We start from the raw sequence: 14,316 nt of genomic DNA, 5'->3' as shown, positions 1-14,316 counted from the left end.
ATGTAATTAATTGGCTTATTTCAAATTGAATACTGTTAATTTGTACTAAGCTAACTCTATAATATGTATCTAACGGAATAATGCCGTATAAAGCAGATTTAGGAACTAAAGGAGCAAAATAATGCTGATATTGACTCGTCGTGTTGGTGAAACACTGATGATTGGTGATGAAGTTACTGTCACTGTATTAGGCGTTAAAGGTAACCAAGTTAGAATTGGTGTTAATGCACCTAAAGAAGTCTCTGTCCATCGTGAAGAGATTTACCAACGCATTCAATCTGAAAAATCAGGCTCTGCCCCTGAAGGCGGAAATTTCTGATTGTAGTTTGATGAATACTGAGAATTTTAGAAGCTAGTTTTTTAACTGGCTTTTTTATTTTTTGGTTTTTAAAAGTCTGATAATAGGCGTTCTTAGGCGGATATACAGTCAACATGCTTAAAAACAGTTCAAACGGATATTGTTTCTTAAAAATGGTTTGACTTATTTTCGGCAAACAGTAATATGTGCGCCAAGAAACGGAGAGGTGGCCGAGTGGCCGAAGGCGCTCCCCTGCTAAGGGAGTATGGGCTTTAACTCCCATCGAGGGTTCGAATCCCTCCTTCTCCGCCATTTCTTAAAGTAGACGACGATGCGGATGTAGCTCAGCTGGATAGAGTACCTGGCTACGAACCAGGCGGTCGGAGGTTCGAATCCTCCCATCCGCACCATAATCTACTGTTGTGTTTAAATGTTTTAGTGAGCGGATGTAGCTCAGCTGGATAGAGTACCTGGCTACGAACCAGGCGGTCGGAGGTTCGAATCCTCCCATCCGCACCATTAATCATTTAAAAGCTAGACCTAAAACTTAATATGCGCGGATGTAGCTCAGCTGGATAGAGTACCTGGCTACGAACCAGGCGGTCGGAGGTTCGAATCCTCCCATCCGCACCATTAAGTCTTAGTAGATATACCTTTATATATGCGGATGTAGCTCAGCTGGATAGAGTACCTGGCTACGAACCAGGCGGTCGGAGGTTCGAATCCTCCCATCCGCACCATATAAAGCTTACAGAATTTAGCGCGTGTAGCTCAGCTGGATAGAGTACCTGGCTACGAACCAGGCGGTCGGAGGTTCGACTCCTTCCACGCGCACCAAGTTTTGCGGAGAGGTGGCCGAGTGGCCGAAGGCGCTCCCCTGCTAAGGGAGTATGGGCTTTAACTCCCATCGAGGGTTCGAATCCCTCCTTCTCCGCCATTCTTTAAATACAAAAAAACCGCTTCTAGAAGCGGTTTTTTTGTGCCTGTAATATATTTGTCTGTAAATCTTATCATTGTAAGCTTCCTCAAAATAATCACTCCATGTGCCCTCAACAGCTCGTTATCCGCAAACACTAATACGTTGGACTTTATCTGCTTTGACGAGAGTGTTCATGCTCTAGGGCAACTACACAGTTGAAGAAGAGTATTTGGAGGCTTGAAGCGAGCTGTTGTCGGCTAGGATAACTTTCACATACGACGCTTGTTTTATTTTGCTCCCCTTTATACCAATTGCATTAAGTATTTGGCCCGTTCAGAGCCCCTCAGTCTTTTCAATTCAAAGTGCATTGGTAAAGAAATGGTTATTGCCTTTTAAGCCAATGCAAAGCAGAAAGACTGAGGGGCTCACGCAGTGCGACTGAGGTAAAAAATTGGCAAAACGCTGTAGGCTTCGCTATGGGATTTGGGTATGCGACTAAATGGTCTATTTTGTTCCATACAAAATAAGACATTCCGGCACTTCTTTGGCGGTCAGATTTAGCAGGTACGAGACCAAGGATGGTCGAAGGTAGAATAATGCAGGCGCAATTATCGAGAGCGAAGCAGGATGCCAGAGCCGAGAATAGCTATTAGCTCAAACCCTACTACTTGCCTACAGCGTTTTGAATTCCCGCTGAATGGTCAAACTTTTAATGCAATTGGTATTAAATATCACAACTCCCCTAACAACTTTTTTTGTGACCTACACTTGGCTTTGATACGTACTAACAAGAAATTGATAATTGTAGTTGCTAGCTAGTCCATCTGTAAATTTATGGAATTAAGCGTGTTTTTAGTTGATTACACCTTGAGAACGTGTGATTTTAAAGTGAGCAACTATATTTGTCATAGTCATTCTGGAAGTCGCATTGCGCAGAATGAATTCAAGTTTGCATAAAAACAAGTTTGTACTAAAGAACGGAGATCTTTTATGACGCTACTTCGCAATAAGTTTACCAAAAAACTGGCATTACTGCCCCTAACTGCAGGGTTAATGTCCTTTGCTGCTGCGGGAGCTGACAAGCCAAATATTCTCGTTATTTGGGGGGATGATATTGGCCAGTCTAATATCAGTGCTTATACCTTCGGTGTAATGGGATATAAAACACCTAATATTGATAGTATTGCCAAAGAGGGAATGATGTTTACCGACTATTACGGTGAACAGTCCTGTACTGCTGGGCGCTCAACCTTTATCACCGGGCAAAGTGTATTCCGCACAGGCTTATCAAAAGTAGGTATGCCAGGTGCTGATGTCGGTCTACAGGCAACCGATGCCACTATCGCTGAAATTCTGAAACCTATGGGGTACGCCACAGGCCAGTTTGGTAAAAACCATCTTGGTGACAAAGATGAATTTTTGCCTACAAATCACGGTTTCGATGAGTTTTTTGGTAACTTATACCACTTAAATGCTGAAGAAGAGCCGGAAAATGCCGATTACCCTAAGAATCCTGAATTTCGCAAGAAGTTCGGCCCTCGAGGCGTTATCAAGTCATCTGCTGACGGCAAGATTGAAGATACAGGGCCGTTAACCAAAAAGCGTATGGAAACAGTCGACGATGAAACGGTTGCTGCTGCTATCGACTTTATGGAGCGAACAGTAAAAAGCAAAAACCCATTTTTCGTCTGGTGGAGTGGCACACGCATGCATTTTCGTACGCATGTTAAACCTGAACTGCAAGGTTCAAGTGGTTTAAGTAATTATGCTGATGGCATGATAGAGCACGATAATCACGTAGGGCAATTGCTAGATACCGTAGATAAGTTAGGTATCAAAGACAATACCATCGTATTTTACTCTACCGACAATGGCCCACATATGAATACTTGGCCGGATGCGGGAACAACACCTTTCAGGGGCGAGAAAAATACAAACTGGGAAGGGGCTTACCGAGTGCCCGCTATGATCCGCTGGCCTGGAGAGATAGAAGCAGACTCTGTTTCAAATGAAATAATGCATCATATGGATTGGTTGCCGACATTTGCAGCCGCTGCTGGCGACAGCAAAGTTAAGGACAAACTATTAAAAGGGCATAAAGCAGGTAGTAAGAAGTTTAAAAACCATCTCGATGGTTACAATTTCCTACCATACTTAACCGGTAAAGATAAAATGGGTCCACGTGAAGAGATATTTTATTTCACTGATGATGGCGATCTTGCTGCATTGCGCTTTAAAGATTGGAAATTAGTGTTTATGGAGCAGCGTCTTGCTGGGACATTAGCTTTATGGGCTGAGCCTTTTGTAGTGCTCAGACTTCCCAAAATCTACAACCTCAGAATGGACCCGTACGAAAACGCAGATATCACCTCTAATACTTATTGGGATTGGATGTTAGATCGAGCGTTTATGTTGGTTCCTGCTCAAGTTTATGTTGGCAAATTCCTGGAAACCTTCAAGGAGTATCCACCAAGTCAAAAGGCCGCAAGCTTTAGCTTAGATCAGGTGATGGAGAAGTTGCAGCAACCTGCGAGTAAATAGGCATAAAACTGACAAAGGGCGCTTGCGCCCTTTTTCTATTTTAACAAGGCTAGCCGATGAGCCTTTTTAAAATAGAAAATGTGTATTAAGGATATTCACTGTATGGACAGCCAAGCTATATATTCTCAGCTTCATGAGTTACAAGCCGCACTGCAGCAGCAGGTTCTCGGTCAAGAGCATGTGGTAAAAGGGCTAGTGTTAGCTTTGCTAGCCGATGGACATGTTTTGCTTGAAGGTCTACCTGGTACCGCTAAAACCCGTTCTGTAAAAATCCTCGCTGACTTACTGAACTTATCTCAAGGTCGAGTTCAATTTACTCCGGATCTATTACCATCTGACGTTATTGGTTATGAGGCGCTAGCGTCATCTGAAAGTAACAAAATCGATTTTAAACCAGGACCCATTTTTAACCATATTTTACTCGCTGATGAAATCAACCGAGCACCGCCCAAGGTTCAGTCTGCGTTACTTGAAGCGATGGAGGAGCGTCAAGTCACCATCGGAAATACCAGTCATCCCATGCCGGCAGTATTTTTAGTCTTAGCCACTCAAAATCCGGTTGAGCAAGAAGGAACTTACCCTTTACCTGAAGCACAGATGGACCGATTTCTGTTTAAAGTGGTTATTGATTACCCTGATGATGAAACTGAACTGGCAATCATCCGCCTCACTCGTGGGCAGGAAACGCAAAATGAAACTGAGTCACTCAACATCGATAATGCTGAAGAGTTAATCACGCAGGGACGGCAGTTAGTGCATCAAGTGTTTATGTCAGAAAGTATCGAAAAGTATATTGTTGCGTTAGTGATGGGCACCCGAAAGCCTGAAAGGTATCCAAACAGTGAGTTACATAAATATATTAAAATAGGCGCCAGCCCCAGAGCATCAATAGCGCTGGATAAAGCATCTAGAGCCCATGCCGTCCTTGAGGGCAGAGATTATGTTGACCCTGATGATGTGCGAGCGGTGGTATTGGCGGTGCTGAGTCATCGATTGATGCTATCTTATGCCGCTGTAGCCGATGGCTTGAGTGCTCAAGACGTAGTTAGAGAGCTTGTCAGCGTGACGCCGGTGTTATGAAAAACCAAGACCCTAGGATCTATACCAATTTAAGCGCTTTATTAGCACTTAGAGAAGAGAGTCGTCAATTGTCGTTATCTCCTCGATATAGGCCTGCGGGAATGCTTTCTGGTAGACATGCGTCGCGGATAAAGGGTCGCGGATTGAATTTTGAAGAGCTGAGGCAATATCAAGCTGGTGACAACATACGTCAAATTGACTCAAGAGTCTCAGCCCGCTTAGGCAAACCCTATGTGAGAGTCTACTCTGAAGAAACGGATAGACCTGTTCATATCATTGTCGATCAGCGCTTGCCGATGTTTTTTGGCAGTCAAGTTAACACTAAGTCAGTAACAGCAGCGCATTTAGCTGCGCTGTTAGCATGGCAAGTATTTGATGCTGGTGACAGAGTTGGAGGCGTTGTATTAGCCAGTAATGATTTGGTATCAATATCACCAAAGCGTTCAAGTCATAATGTTGTTCATCTGCTCGAAGCAATAGTCACTGCTAATAATGGATTACAGTTGTCATCGGCGGGCAACACAGTCGATGCTTCACAATCAATATTCTCAATGGTTAGGCCACTCATTTCGACTTTAAGTAGTCAGAGCGTATTGATCTTGATAACTGATATTGAAGGCATTGAAATTGAAGAATTGGCTGAGTTGGAGGTTTTATCTCAGAAAACAAACGTATTACTTTTCGTCATTCAAGATCCGTTAGAAGATGATTTAACCCGTGCCCATGGTTTGAGTGTATCCCATGGTGAGCAGCAGATTAATATCCAAGCAAGTGCCGACAACCAACTTAAATATGAAGAGCTTTACCAGCAAAGGCTAGTCAGTCTTAAAAAGGCCGTGGTTGGCAGTATATTACCAGTAGGTATTGTCAATACCTATGAGCCAGTCATCAGTCAGTTAAGTCACTTATTGATGGGAGAACCTGAATGAATCAGGTGATGCAGTTGGTTGAGATTCCGCTACCTGAGCCTATCTCATGGTGGCCTTTGTCTGCTGGTTGGTATGTCGTGCTTATTGGGATTTGTCTTGTACTTGGTTTACTTATTGCCAGAAAAAGGCGGCGCTGGGTTGCAAATAGATACCGCAGAGTCGCTTACCGCGAGCTGCAAACACTCACATTGGATAATGCTAGTGGCATGAACCAAATCCTTCGTCAGGCAGTTTTGAATGGAAAATCATCCATTGTGCTCAACCATACTGGCACAGCGTGGTATCAATTAATTACAAGCAGTTGTGAGCAACCAATATTGAGTGAATCGCAACTTAATTTACTTGAGCAGTTGAATTATCAGCCGGCTCAAAACGTGGCAAACCATCTGTCACAAACTGATTTCGTCACGCTAAAAGAGTTATGCCTACGTTGGGTAAAGGAGCATCATTTTGAACATGAGTCTTGAGTATCCATGGATGCTGCTACTGCTCATTTTACCTTTTATTTTTTTCAAGGTCTCGTCGGCATATAGGCAGCCGGCAGCCTCTATTTATTTGCCATTTTTCTCACGTATTGTCGCAGCTACGGGGCAAGCACCCACCTCTGGTAGCCAAATAAAGCAGCGCAAACGAATTCAAGCACTAGCACTGCTCTTGAGCTGGTTTGTTATTACTCTTTGTATTGCGCGACCAGTACTCATTGGAGAGCCTATTGTGACCCAAAAGGCAGGTAGAGACATGATGATTGCAGTGGACTTGTCTCAGTCAATGGAACAGAAAGACTACTTGTTACCGAGCGAACAGCCATCTCAAGGTGGTCAATTGAAAGCTGCCAGTAAGGTATCTCGCTTAGTTGCACTTAAATCACTACTCAGCACCTTTTCACAGCAACGCGATGGTGACAGGCTTGGTTTAATCGTATTTGGCTCTGGCGCCTACTTGCAAGTCCCTTTTACTGAGGACGTTAGCTTATGGCAAACATTGCTAGAGCAAATGGATACGCAGATGGCTGGGCCCGCGACAGCTATTGGTGATGCTATAGGTTTAAGTATTCGCGCATTTGAGCGTTCCAATACCAGCCAGCGCATTCTTTTATTGGTCACTGATGGCAGCGATACCAGCTCTAGACTCGATCCTGTCGATGCCGCCCGAGTAGCGGCTAGCGAGGGAATTGAAATATTCACTCTGGGAATGGGTTCAATTGATACGGAGGGCGAAGACCAAGTTGATTTTAATACTCTTAATAAAATAGCTAAGATCACTAATGGCAGAGCGTTTGAAGGCAATAGTAGTACAGCTATCGCCGAGATACTGGCTCAAATTGACACAATCGCACCTGCTAAGTATCAGCAAAATAGTTATCTACCCAAATCAGACCTCTACCCTTGGCTACTTGGGCCTATGCTCGTCATTTATATTTGTGTTTGGTTGTCATTGACGATTTCAGCGGCGGTTAGAGTGAGGAGGGGGGCTTATGTTGACTAGCTTTCAGTTTTCAGAGCCTGCCTGGTTATTACTCTTTTTTCCGATAGCTTTGTTGATGTATGGGCTGTGGCGAAACAGGGTGTTAGCTGAAGAGCAGGCTGGTGAAGGGATCATCGCTGCTCATCTTGCAAAGACCTTCTCTATGCAAAATAGCCACAAAACGGCAACAGCGCCAATTACCTTAACACTACTTTGCGGCAGTTTGATTGTGATTGCCTTGGCGGGACCCAGCTGGCTAAAGACCAGTGGCGATAGCATTAAAGCGCCGTTGGTAATAGCTCTAGATTTATCACCTTCGATGCAAGAACAGCAACAAGGTATTGAGCATTTAACTCGGGCAAAGTTAGCGATTACCACCTTGTTACAGCAGGGAAATGCAAGGCCTATCTCCTTGGTGGCATTTTCGGGGAGCAGTCATCAAGTATTACCCGCATCAGATCAATTAGCATTGCTAACTTTGTATCTAGGGTATTTATCACCAGATATGATGCCTATTGAAGGGGATGATATTGATAGTTTGGTCGGCACTATTAGTGCTATGCCAGAGACTGAAGAATTCGGTTTCGATCTGTTGATTTTTTCTGATGGTTTTAGCGGTGGTAGCGAGTTATCTCGTTTGGTTGAACGTCTAAAAGCGCAGGTAGTATTTGCTGCATTGACCGCAGAGGCCGAAGAGAGGGCCAAAAAGCTTGGTTATAGCGTTATTAGTCGTGACAATTTGCTCGATACCCCTGATAAGTTACTTGCCAAAGTGGCTAGTTTGGAACAGCGTGCGCTAGGAGAATCGAGTCAACGGGTCAATGTTGGCTATTGGTTGCTCTATCCTGCAGCGCTTATTTTGCTGCTGTTTTTTCGCAAAGGTTTTAGTCTTTATTGGGCAAGCGCCATTGTACTATGCGTCAGTTTACAGCCTGTTCCCGCACACGCAAGTTGGCTTGATTGGTTTTTCAGTGATAATCAACAAGCGCAGTACTATTACAATCAAGGTGATTATCAGACCGCGGCAATCCTCTTTACTGACCCACATTGGAAAGCACAGGCGCATTACCAAGCCAAAGAGTACAGCAAAGCGGCAAAAATATATCGCCAACAAAACGATTTGCAAAGTCTATTTAATCTAGCGATGACATACACTCGTGGTCGGAATTACAGTAAAGCGCAATCATTGTATCAACTGTTGATTGAAATCGATGCAAACTTCCCCGGCGCTGAAACTAATTTACGCATTGTTAGCCAACTAATTAAAGATATTAAACAGCTTGGAGAAAGTCAGCAGGAGGAGAATCCGCCTGAGTCAATTAATCCCGATGACATGACCGATCCCGAGCTTGGCGCAGATAAACCGCAGATGGGTAAGATTACGGTTGAGATCCAACAGTTATCGGTTGAAGAACTATTAAATAGCGAGACTAAAAAACAGCAGTGGTTGACCGATATAAGTAAAGACCCTCAGCAGTTTTTAGCGGCAAAATTTCAGGCTGAATATAACCGCTCTCAATTGCAAAGTCCTTTATCGTCTGATCAAAGTTCTGAGGCGGTGACTAATGAAAAATAGACGAGGGCGTTATTCAAGTCGACTAAACCGATGCTTCGCTTTTTTACTAGGGCTATTCGCTCTTTTTCAGCTTACTGCCTTCGCTGATAACCATAAAGTAACTGAGATAGATAATGCGATAGTCACTAGCCAAATATTAACGCAAGTGTCTAATGTTCACCCTGTGGTCGGGGAACAGGTGGTCTTGCGCTTTGAGTTGTTGGTTAATGGCTTTTTTAATGGCGGAACTCAATTTGAACTGCCCTCTATGTCGACGGCAAGATTGTCACAGGCATCATCATTCGCCATTAATGGTAATCAAACAGTCGCGGGGATAACATACTCTTCTCAGTTATGGGAGATATATCTTTATCCCGAGCAACAAGGATTAATAGAGTTGCCGAGTGTCAGATTTGATATCACATTTATGGATAATGTTAGCCATAAATCAAAGACGTTAAGTTTGCTCTCTGAAGCTAAAGTGTTCTACGCCTATAAGCCAGCGGATATTCCCAATAATGAGCCCTACATAGTCGCAGAGCAGGTTTCAATCGACGAACAATGGTCCGAACCTAAACAAAGCTACCAAATAGGCGATGTGATTGAACGCGAAATCACTATCTCGGTTAGTAATTTGCCCTCTATGAATATTCCAAGACTTAAGGTTGCTGCGCCTGAGGGGGTTAAGCTTATTGCGCAAGAAGCTAAATTGAGGGACGAAAATAATCGCGGTGAAAGTACTGCAATTGTTAGCCAAATTTACCGCTACATCATCCATCGAGGCGGGGAATATGTGTTGGGTGGTGAAAATCTTAATTGGTGGCAGCCAGAGGTTGGTTTACATCAGCTGAAATACCCGACATATCACATTGCTGTAGCGGGCAGTTCGGTTAATAGTAAATGGCTCCATGCTGTTAGTGTATTGGTGTTGGTGCTCGCGGGCTTAATGTTGATCCGCAAGTATAAAAAATGGAAACTGCCGCATAGGGTGCAACTATCCCAAGCATTATTGCTAAAAGATTGGCGAGGGTTTATTAACTTACTTTATCAGCGTGGTGATAAAGTATCAGCTCCTGCGCAAATGAAACCCCATGTTGCCGATAAGCAGCCAGTAGCTGATGAGCTAATACACAAGTATCGAGCGATATCTAGTTTGTTTGAATATTGCTTTGGGCCTCGTTCGACTGAAGAGCGTGAACAGATAAAGACTAAACCTGCGGATAAATTGTCTATTAAAAGGCTGTTTCGGTATGTTGTAAAGTAACTCCCCCTTCGTTAAGAGGTACGGCATGCGCTACAAATTGGCGATAACTTCCCGCTCCTAATTACAGCTTTTCTTTGTGCATAAAACCTCATGTTGGTATGGTTGCTCGCCATCTGTTCTCATATCTGAAATCAATTTCCATCAATTTAGCGAGCTAATTGATTAAATAAGAAGATAATCGCTTTTTGATTGGGCTATTATCAAATTTAAAGGGTTTTTTTTATCAAATCATCATCAGGTGGTGTTTGCTTTTGTTTTTATTGGTATGACCAATTTACAAACTACTCGCTATTTTGTTATAGATTAGTTATTGTTTTTGCCTATGATAGCGCTAACTAACTATAAGCTCTTTTAGCCGCTATCAACAGAAATGCATAGTATGTGAATGAATAGTGAATAAATATCTATTTTATTCCAATGAGTTCACATCGTTAGCTAAATGAATTGTACATGTGACTCTTCATTTAGCGATTTTGTTTGCACTTCGGCAATTTTATGGTTGGTGAGAGGATTAGATGGAAGCAATATCAGAACAGTTAACCGATGCGCTAGGAATAATGATCCTCGGCATGTGTTTGGTTTTTGTATTTTTAAGTGTATTGATTTTGGCGATGAAGTTAGTTGCTAAGAAATATGCTCCAGAGCCCCAAGAAAAAGCCAGCAACAATGCTCTCCAGCCGATAGCAAGCAAGACTACAGTGAGCCCTTTAATGGCTGCTGTAATCGCTTCTGCAATTCATCAACACCGTCAAAAAGCATAATAAAGTAGGGAGTTTACCATGAGCAAGCCACTGGCTTTAACCGATGTCGTCTTAAGAGATGCTCACCAATCAATACTCGCTACTCGATTGCGTACCGAAGATATGTTACCTATTGCACCACTGCTCGATAAAGTTGGCTTTTGGTCGCTTGAGTCATGGGGAGGTGCTACGTTTGATTCCTGTATTCGTTACCTTGGTGAAGATCCTTGGGAACGTATTCGAGAACTAAAAAAAGTGATGCCTAACACGCCTCAGCAGATGCTACTTCGAGGGCAAAACCTTTTAGGCTATCGTCATTATGCGGATGATTTAGTCAACCGATTTGTAGAACGCGCTCACACCAACGGTGTTGATGTATTCCGTGTATTCGATGCAATGAATGATGTGCGAAATCTTGAAACTGCGGTTAAGTCTGTGGTTGAAGTTGGCGCTCATGCACAAGGGACACTGTCTTACACTACCAGTCCTGTACATACGACAGCGACTTGGATTGATATGGCCAAACGCATCGAAGATATGGGCTGTCACTCATTGTGCATTAAAGATATGGCCGGGCTCTTAAAGCCATTTGAGGCTTATGAGATGATAAGCCAAATCAAATCTCAAACTAACTTAATCGTTTCTCTTCATTGCCACGCGACAACAGGGCTTAGCACTGCAACCTATCAAAAAGCGATTGAAGCGGGTATTGATGTTCTCGATACTGCTATCTCTTCTATGAGTCAAACCTATGGGCACAGCGCCACTGAAACCGTGGTCGCTATGGTAGAAGGTACTGATAGAGCCACTGGCTATGATATGGAATTGCTGGAAGAGATCGCTGCTTATTTCAGAGTAGTACGTAAAAAATATGCAGCATTTGAGGGCGAACTGAAAGGAATTGATTCACGAATACTTCGCGCACAAGTGCCTGGTGGCATGTTAACTAACATGGAAAGCCAGCTCAAAGAGCAAGGCGCGGCAGATAAGTTAGATTTGGTGTTGGAAGAGATCCCGCGTGTTCGTGAGGATTTAGGTTTTCTGCCACTGGTCACACCCACCTCGCAAATTGTAGGTACCCAGTCTGTCATCAATGTTTTAACGGGTGAGCGTTATAAGTCGATGACAAAAGAGACGGAAGGCGTACTAAAAGGCGAGTACGGTGCGACACCTGCGCCAGTCAATAGTGAATTACAGCAGCGGGTACTTGATGGCGCTGAAGCTATTACTTGTCGTCCTGCTGATCTACTCGAAGCTGAACTTGATAGGTTGCGAGTTGAGCTTGCTGAGAAGGCCACAGCAGAGGCTATCACCCTGTCAACTGAGCTCGATGATGATGTATTAACCTATGCGCTATTCCCACAGATTGGACTTAAGTTTCTTAAAAATAGAAATAACCCGGATGCGTTTGAGCCAAAACCAGAAGTGGCCGCTAAGGCATTAGAAGAAGCTAAAAAGGCTGAGGTTGCCAGTGCAAGCAAATCGGGTCCTGAAACTTACACGGTGACGGTACAAGGGCAACGTTTTGTGGTTGAGGTCGCTGAAGGTGGCGATATTAGTGAAATTACCCCCGCTGAGAATGTGGTGCCTTTTGCAACGCCAGCACCAGCTGCAGCTGTTGATACCTCAGTGGTAAAGCTTGAACAAAATGCACCGTTATCAGGTAACATTTTTAAGGTGCATGTATCTCCAGGTGATAGCGTCAAAGAGGGCGATGTTGTCATCATTCTTGAAGCGATGAAGATGGAAACGGAAGTTAGAGCTGAGGCCGATGGAGTGATCTCTCAGGTTTGGGTGAAAGAGGGTGATTCGGTAGCTGTTGGTAGTCAACTGCTAGCCTTAGCTTAGGAGTCTTCATGGAAGGATTATTAGCCTTTTGGTCAGAGTCTGGCATTGCCAACTTTACGTTAGGCCAAATATTTATGATGGGCATTGGCTGTCTGTTACTGTTTTTAGCCATTGCTAAGGGATTTGAACCGTTACTATTGCTGCCTATTGGTTTTGGTGCAATTTTGGCGAATATTCCCAATGCAGGTTTTACTGATGAAGGTGGGCTGCTCTACTTTGCTTATCATGTTGGTATTGAAACTGGGATATTCCCGTTGCTTATCTTTATGGGGGTAGGCGCCTTAACCGATTTTGGTGCGCTGATCGCGAACCCTAAAATGTTGTTGCTGGGCGCTGCTGCGCAATTTGGCATTTTTGCCACCTTGCTTGGTGCTATCGGCTTAAACCTTATTCCAGGTTTTGAGTTTTCGATGCAGGATGCGGCTGCGATTGCGATTATCGGCGGTGCCGATGGGCCAACGGCTATATTCTTGGCGTCCAAACTGGCGCCTGATCTACTGGGTGCTATTGCCGTTGCTGCATACTCTTATATGGCGCTGGTACCGCTTATTCAGCCGCCAATTATGAAGCTGCTAACGACAGAGTCTGAACGTCAAATTAAGATGGAGCAGTTACGAGAAGTCAGCAAAAAGGAGAAGATCATTTTCCCGCTGATGGTACTTGGACTCACCATTCTCTTCTTGCCGGCAGCAACGCCGCTGGTGGGTATGTTCTGTCTCGGTAACTTGATGCGTGAATCTGGCGTGGTCGACAGATTGTCGAGCACAGCCCAAAATGAGCTTATCAATATCGTGACTATCTTTTTAGGCCTAGCGGTTGGCTCTAAGTTATCAGCAGATAAGTTCTTGCAAGTCGAAACTCTTGGTATTTTGGTATTGGGCGCTGTAGCGTTTGGTATCGGCACGGCGACAGGAGTGTTAATGGCTAAGCTTATGAGTAAGCTATCAGGTGGTAAGATCAATCCGCTACTGGGCGCAGCAGGCGTTTCAGCAGTGCCAATGGCTGCACGAGTCGTGAACAAAGTGGGGCTAGAAGCGAATAACCAAAACTTCCTCCTTATGCACGCGATGGGGCCTAATGTGGCTGGTGTATTAGGTAGCGCTGTTGCCGCTGGTGTATTGCTTGCAGTGCTTGGCTAAAAAAATGTTTGGCTAAATAAGTCAAAAATGTGTGAGCTAAATTAATCCCGTACCTTTAAGTGCGGGATTTTTTTTTTGCTAATTCAGGACGCTGCTGTGCTAGTGCTTTGATTAGCATTGATGTGTTTGCGTGTAAGTTGAGCGTAGATCTGTGGCAGCCTGCTGCAGCGAATATGGGGAGCTACACTCATTGGTGAAGTTAGGCTGAATTTAATCGAAGTAAATGACAGCGGGTAGATAAACGGCCGTAGCGCCTTGCCTAAAAGGTTCGGCGTCTATTTAAAGATTTTAAGAGAGTTACCAGCTACGAATATTCTGGTCGGCAGTAAGCCAAAGCAAGAAGCCTAAGGCGAATATAACCGTTAAACTAATACCGACGATATACAGAAAGCCTTTTCTTCCTTGTTTAAGAGGCACGCCGTTGTAGTTGAGAAATAGTGCCCATGCGAGAGAGAGTAGCAGTGGAAGAAAAAACAGCTTTGCCATACTTAACATCCTCAATATTAGTCGCGTAGCGATATGATTTGAAAGTATATAAT

12 protein-coding genes and 7 tRNA genes are annotated in these 14,316 nt (G+C 43.9%); 18 read left to right on the top strand and 1 reads right to left on the bottom strand.

What is annotated here, in order from left to right; translation table 11 throughout:
- The first annotated feature begins 121 nt into the window (after positions 1-121).
- From csrA to K5R16_RS16985, 18 genes are all read left to right on the top strand, one after another.
- Entirely contained in the window at positions 122-319 is a 198-nt protein-coding gene (csrA, locus tag K5R16_RS17070; protein WP_020911533.1) for a carbon storage regulator CsrA, read from the top strand.
- 199 nt (positions 320-518) lie between these two features.
- Positions 519-610: transfer RNA gene (locus K5R16_RS17065), tRNA-Ser, on the top strand.
- Positions 611-631: 21 nt separating this feature from the next.
- Positions 632-708 (top strand) — tRNA-Arg (locus K5R16_RS17060).
- A 32-nt stretch (positions 709-740) separates the two neighbouring features.
- A tRNA-Arg gene (locus K5R16_RS17055) sits at positions 741-817 on the top strand.
- Between the two features lie 37 nt (positions 818-854).
- A tRNA-Arg gene (locus K5R16_RS17050) sits at positions 855-931 on the top strand.
- Between the two features lie 30 nt (positions 932-961).
- Positions 962-1,038: transfer RNA gene (locus tag K5R16_RS17045), tRNA-Arg, on the top strand.
- Between the two features lie 20 nt (positions 1,039-1,058).
- Positions 1,059-1,135: transfer RNA gene (locus tag K5R16_RS17040), tRNA-Arg, on the top strand.
- An 8-nt stretch (positions 1,136-1,143) separates the two neighbouring features.
- Positions 1,144-1,235, top strand: a tRNA-Ser gene (locus tag K5R16_RS17035).
- 972 nt (positions 1,236-2,207) lie between these two features.
- Positions 2,208-3,758: an arylsulfatase gene (locus K5R16_RS17030; protein ID WP_220738893.1), complete on the top strand. Its 1,551-nt coding sequence runs from the start codon at positions 2,208-2,210 to the stop codon at positions 3,756-3,758.
- A 102-nt stretch (positions 3,759-3,860) separates the two neighbouring features.
- Positions 3,861-4,838 (top strand): MoxR family ATPase, encoded by a 978-nt coding sequence (locus K5R16_RS17025; protein ID WP_220738891.1) that lies wholly within the window; start codon positions 3,861-3,863, stop codon positions 4,836-4,838.
- On the top strand, positions 4,835-5,767 hold the full coding sequence (locus K5R16_RS17020; protein WP_220738889.1) for a DUF58 domain-containing protein: 933 nt from the start codon (positions 4,835-4,837) through the stop codon (positions 5,765-5,767). Before K5R16_RS17025 ends, K5R16_RS17020 begins: the two co-directional genes overlap by 4 nt.
- Positions 5,764-6,234: a DUF4381 domain-containing protein gene (locus K5R16_RS17015; RefSeq protein WP_220738887.1), complete on the top strand. Its 471-nt coding sequence runs from the start codon at positions 5,764-5,766 to the stop codon at positions 6,232-6,234. Before K5R16_RS17020 ends, K5R16_RS17015 begins: the two co-directional genes overlap by 4 nt.
- On the top strand, positions 6,224-7,252 hold the full coding sequence (locus K5R16_RS17010) for a VWA domain-containing protein (RefSeq protein WP_259649916.1): 1,029 nt from the start codon (positions 6,224-6,226) through the stop codon (positions 7,250-7,252). The genes K5R16_RS17015 and K5R16_RS17010 overlap by 11 nt, the downstream gene beginning before the upstream one ends.
- Entirely contained in the window at positions 7,242-8,807 is a 1,566-nt protein-coding gene (locus tag K5R16_RS17005; RefSeq protein WP_220738883.1) for a VWA domain-containing protein, read from the top strand. Before K5R16_RS17010 ends, K5R16_RS17005 begins: the two co-directional genes overlap by 11 nt.
- A complete protein-coding gene (locus K5R16_RS17000) occupies positions 8,797-10,050 on the top strand; it encodes a BatD family protein (RefSeq protein ID WP_220738882.1) in 1,254 nt (417 codons plus the stop codon). Before K5R16_RS17005 ends, K5R16_RS17000 begins: the two co-directional genes overlap by 11 nt.
- Positions 10,051-10,565: 515 nt before the next feature.
- Positions 10,566-10,811: an OadG family protein gene (locus K5R16_RS16995; protein ID WP_220738880.1), complete on the top strand. Its 246-nt coding sequence runs from the start codon at positions 10,566-10,568 to the stop codon at positions 10,809-10,811.
- A gap of 18 nt (positions 10,812-10,829) precedes the next feature.
- Positions 10,830-12,638, top strand: a complete 1,809-nt coding sequence (oadA, locus tag K5R16_RS16990) for a sodium-extruding oxaloacetate decarboxylase subunit alpha (protein ID WP_220738878.1) — start codon at positions 10,830-10,832, stop codon at positions 12,636-12,638.
- An 8-nt stretch (positions 12,639-12,646) separates the two neighbouring features.
- Positions 12,647-13,777, top strand: coding sequence for a sodium ion-translocating decarboxylase subunit beta (locus K5R16_RS16985; RefSeq protein ID WP_220738876.1), 1,131 nt, complete (start codon positions 12,647-12,649; stop codon positions 13,775-13,777).
- 297 nt (positions 13,778-14,074) lie between these two features.
- On the opposite strand, the gene K5R16_RS16980 is transcribed toward K5R16_RS16985, so the two are convergent.
- Positions 14,075-14,263, bottom strand: a complete 189-nt coding sequence (locus K5R16_RS16980) for a hypothetical protein (RefSeq protein WP_220738874.1) — start codon at positions 14,261-14,263, stop codon at positions 14,075-14,077.
- Positions 14,264-14,316 lie beyond the last annotated feature (53 nt).

The sequence above is a fragment of the Shewanella sp. c952 genome (assembly GCF_019654975.1).
In the GTDB taxonomy this organism is placed as follows: domain Bacteria; phylum Pseudomonadota; class Gammaproteobacteria; order Enterobacterales; family Shewanellaceae; genus Shewanella.
The sequence above is the reverse complement of the archived record's forward strand: the minus strand, read 5'-3'. Positions and strand labels throughout refer to the sequence as shown.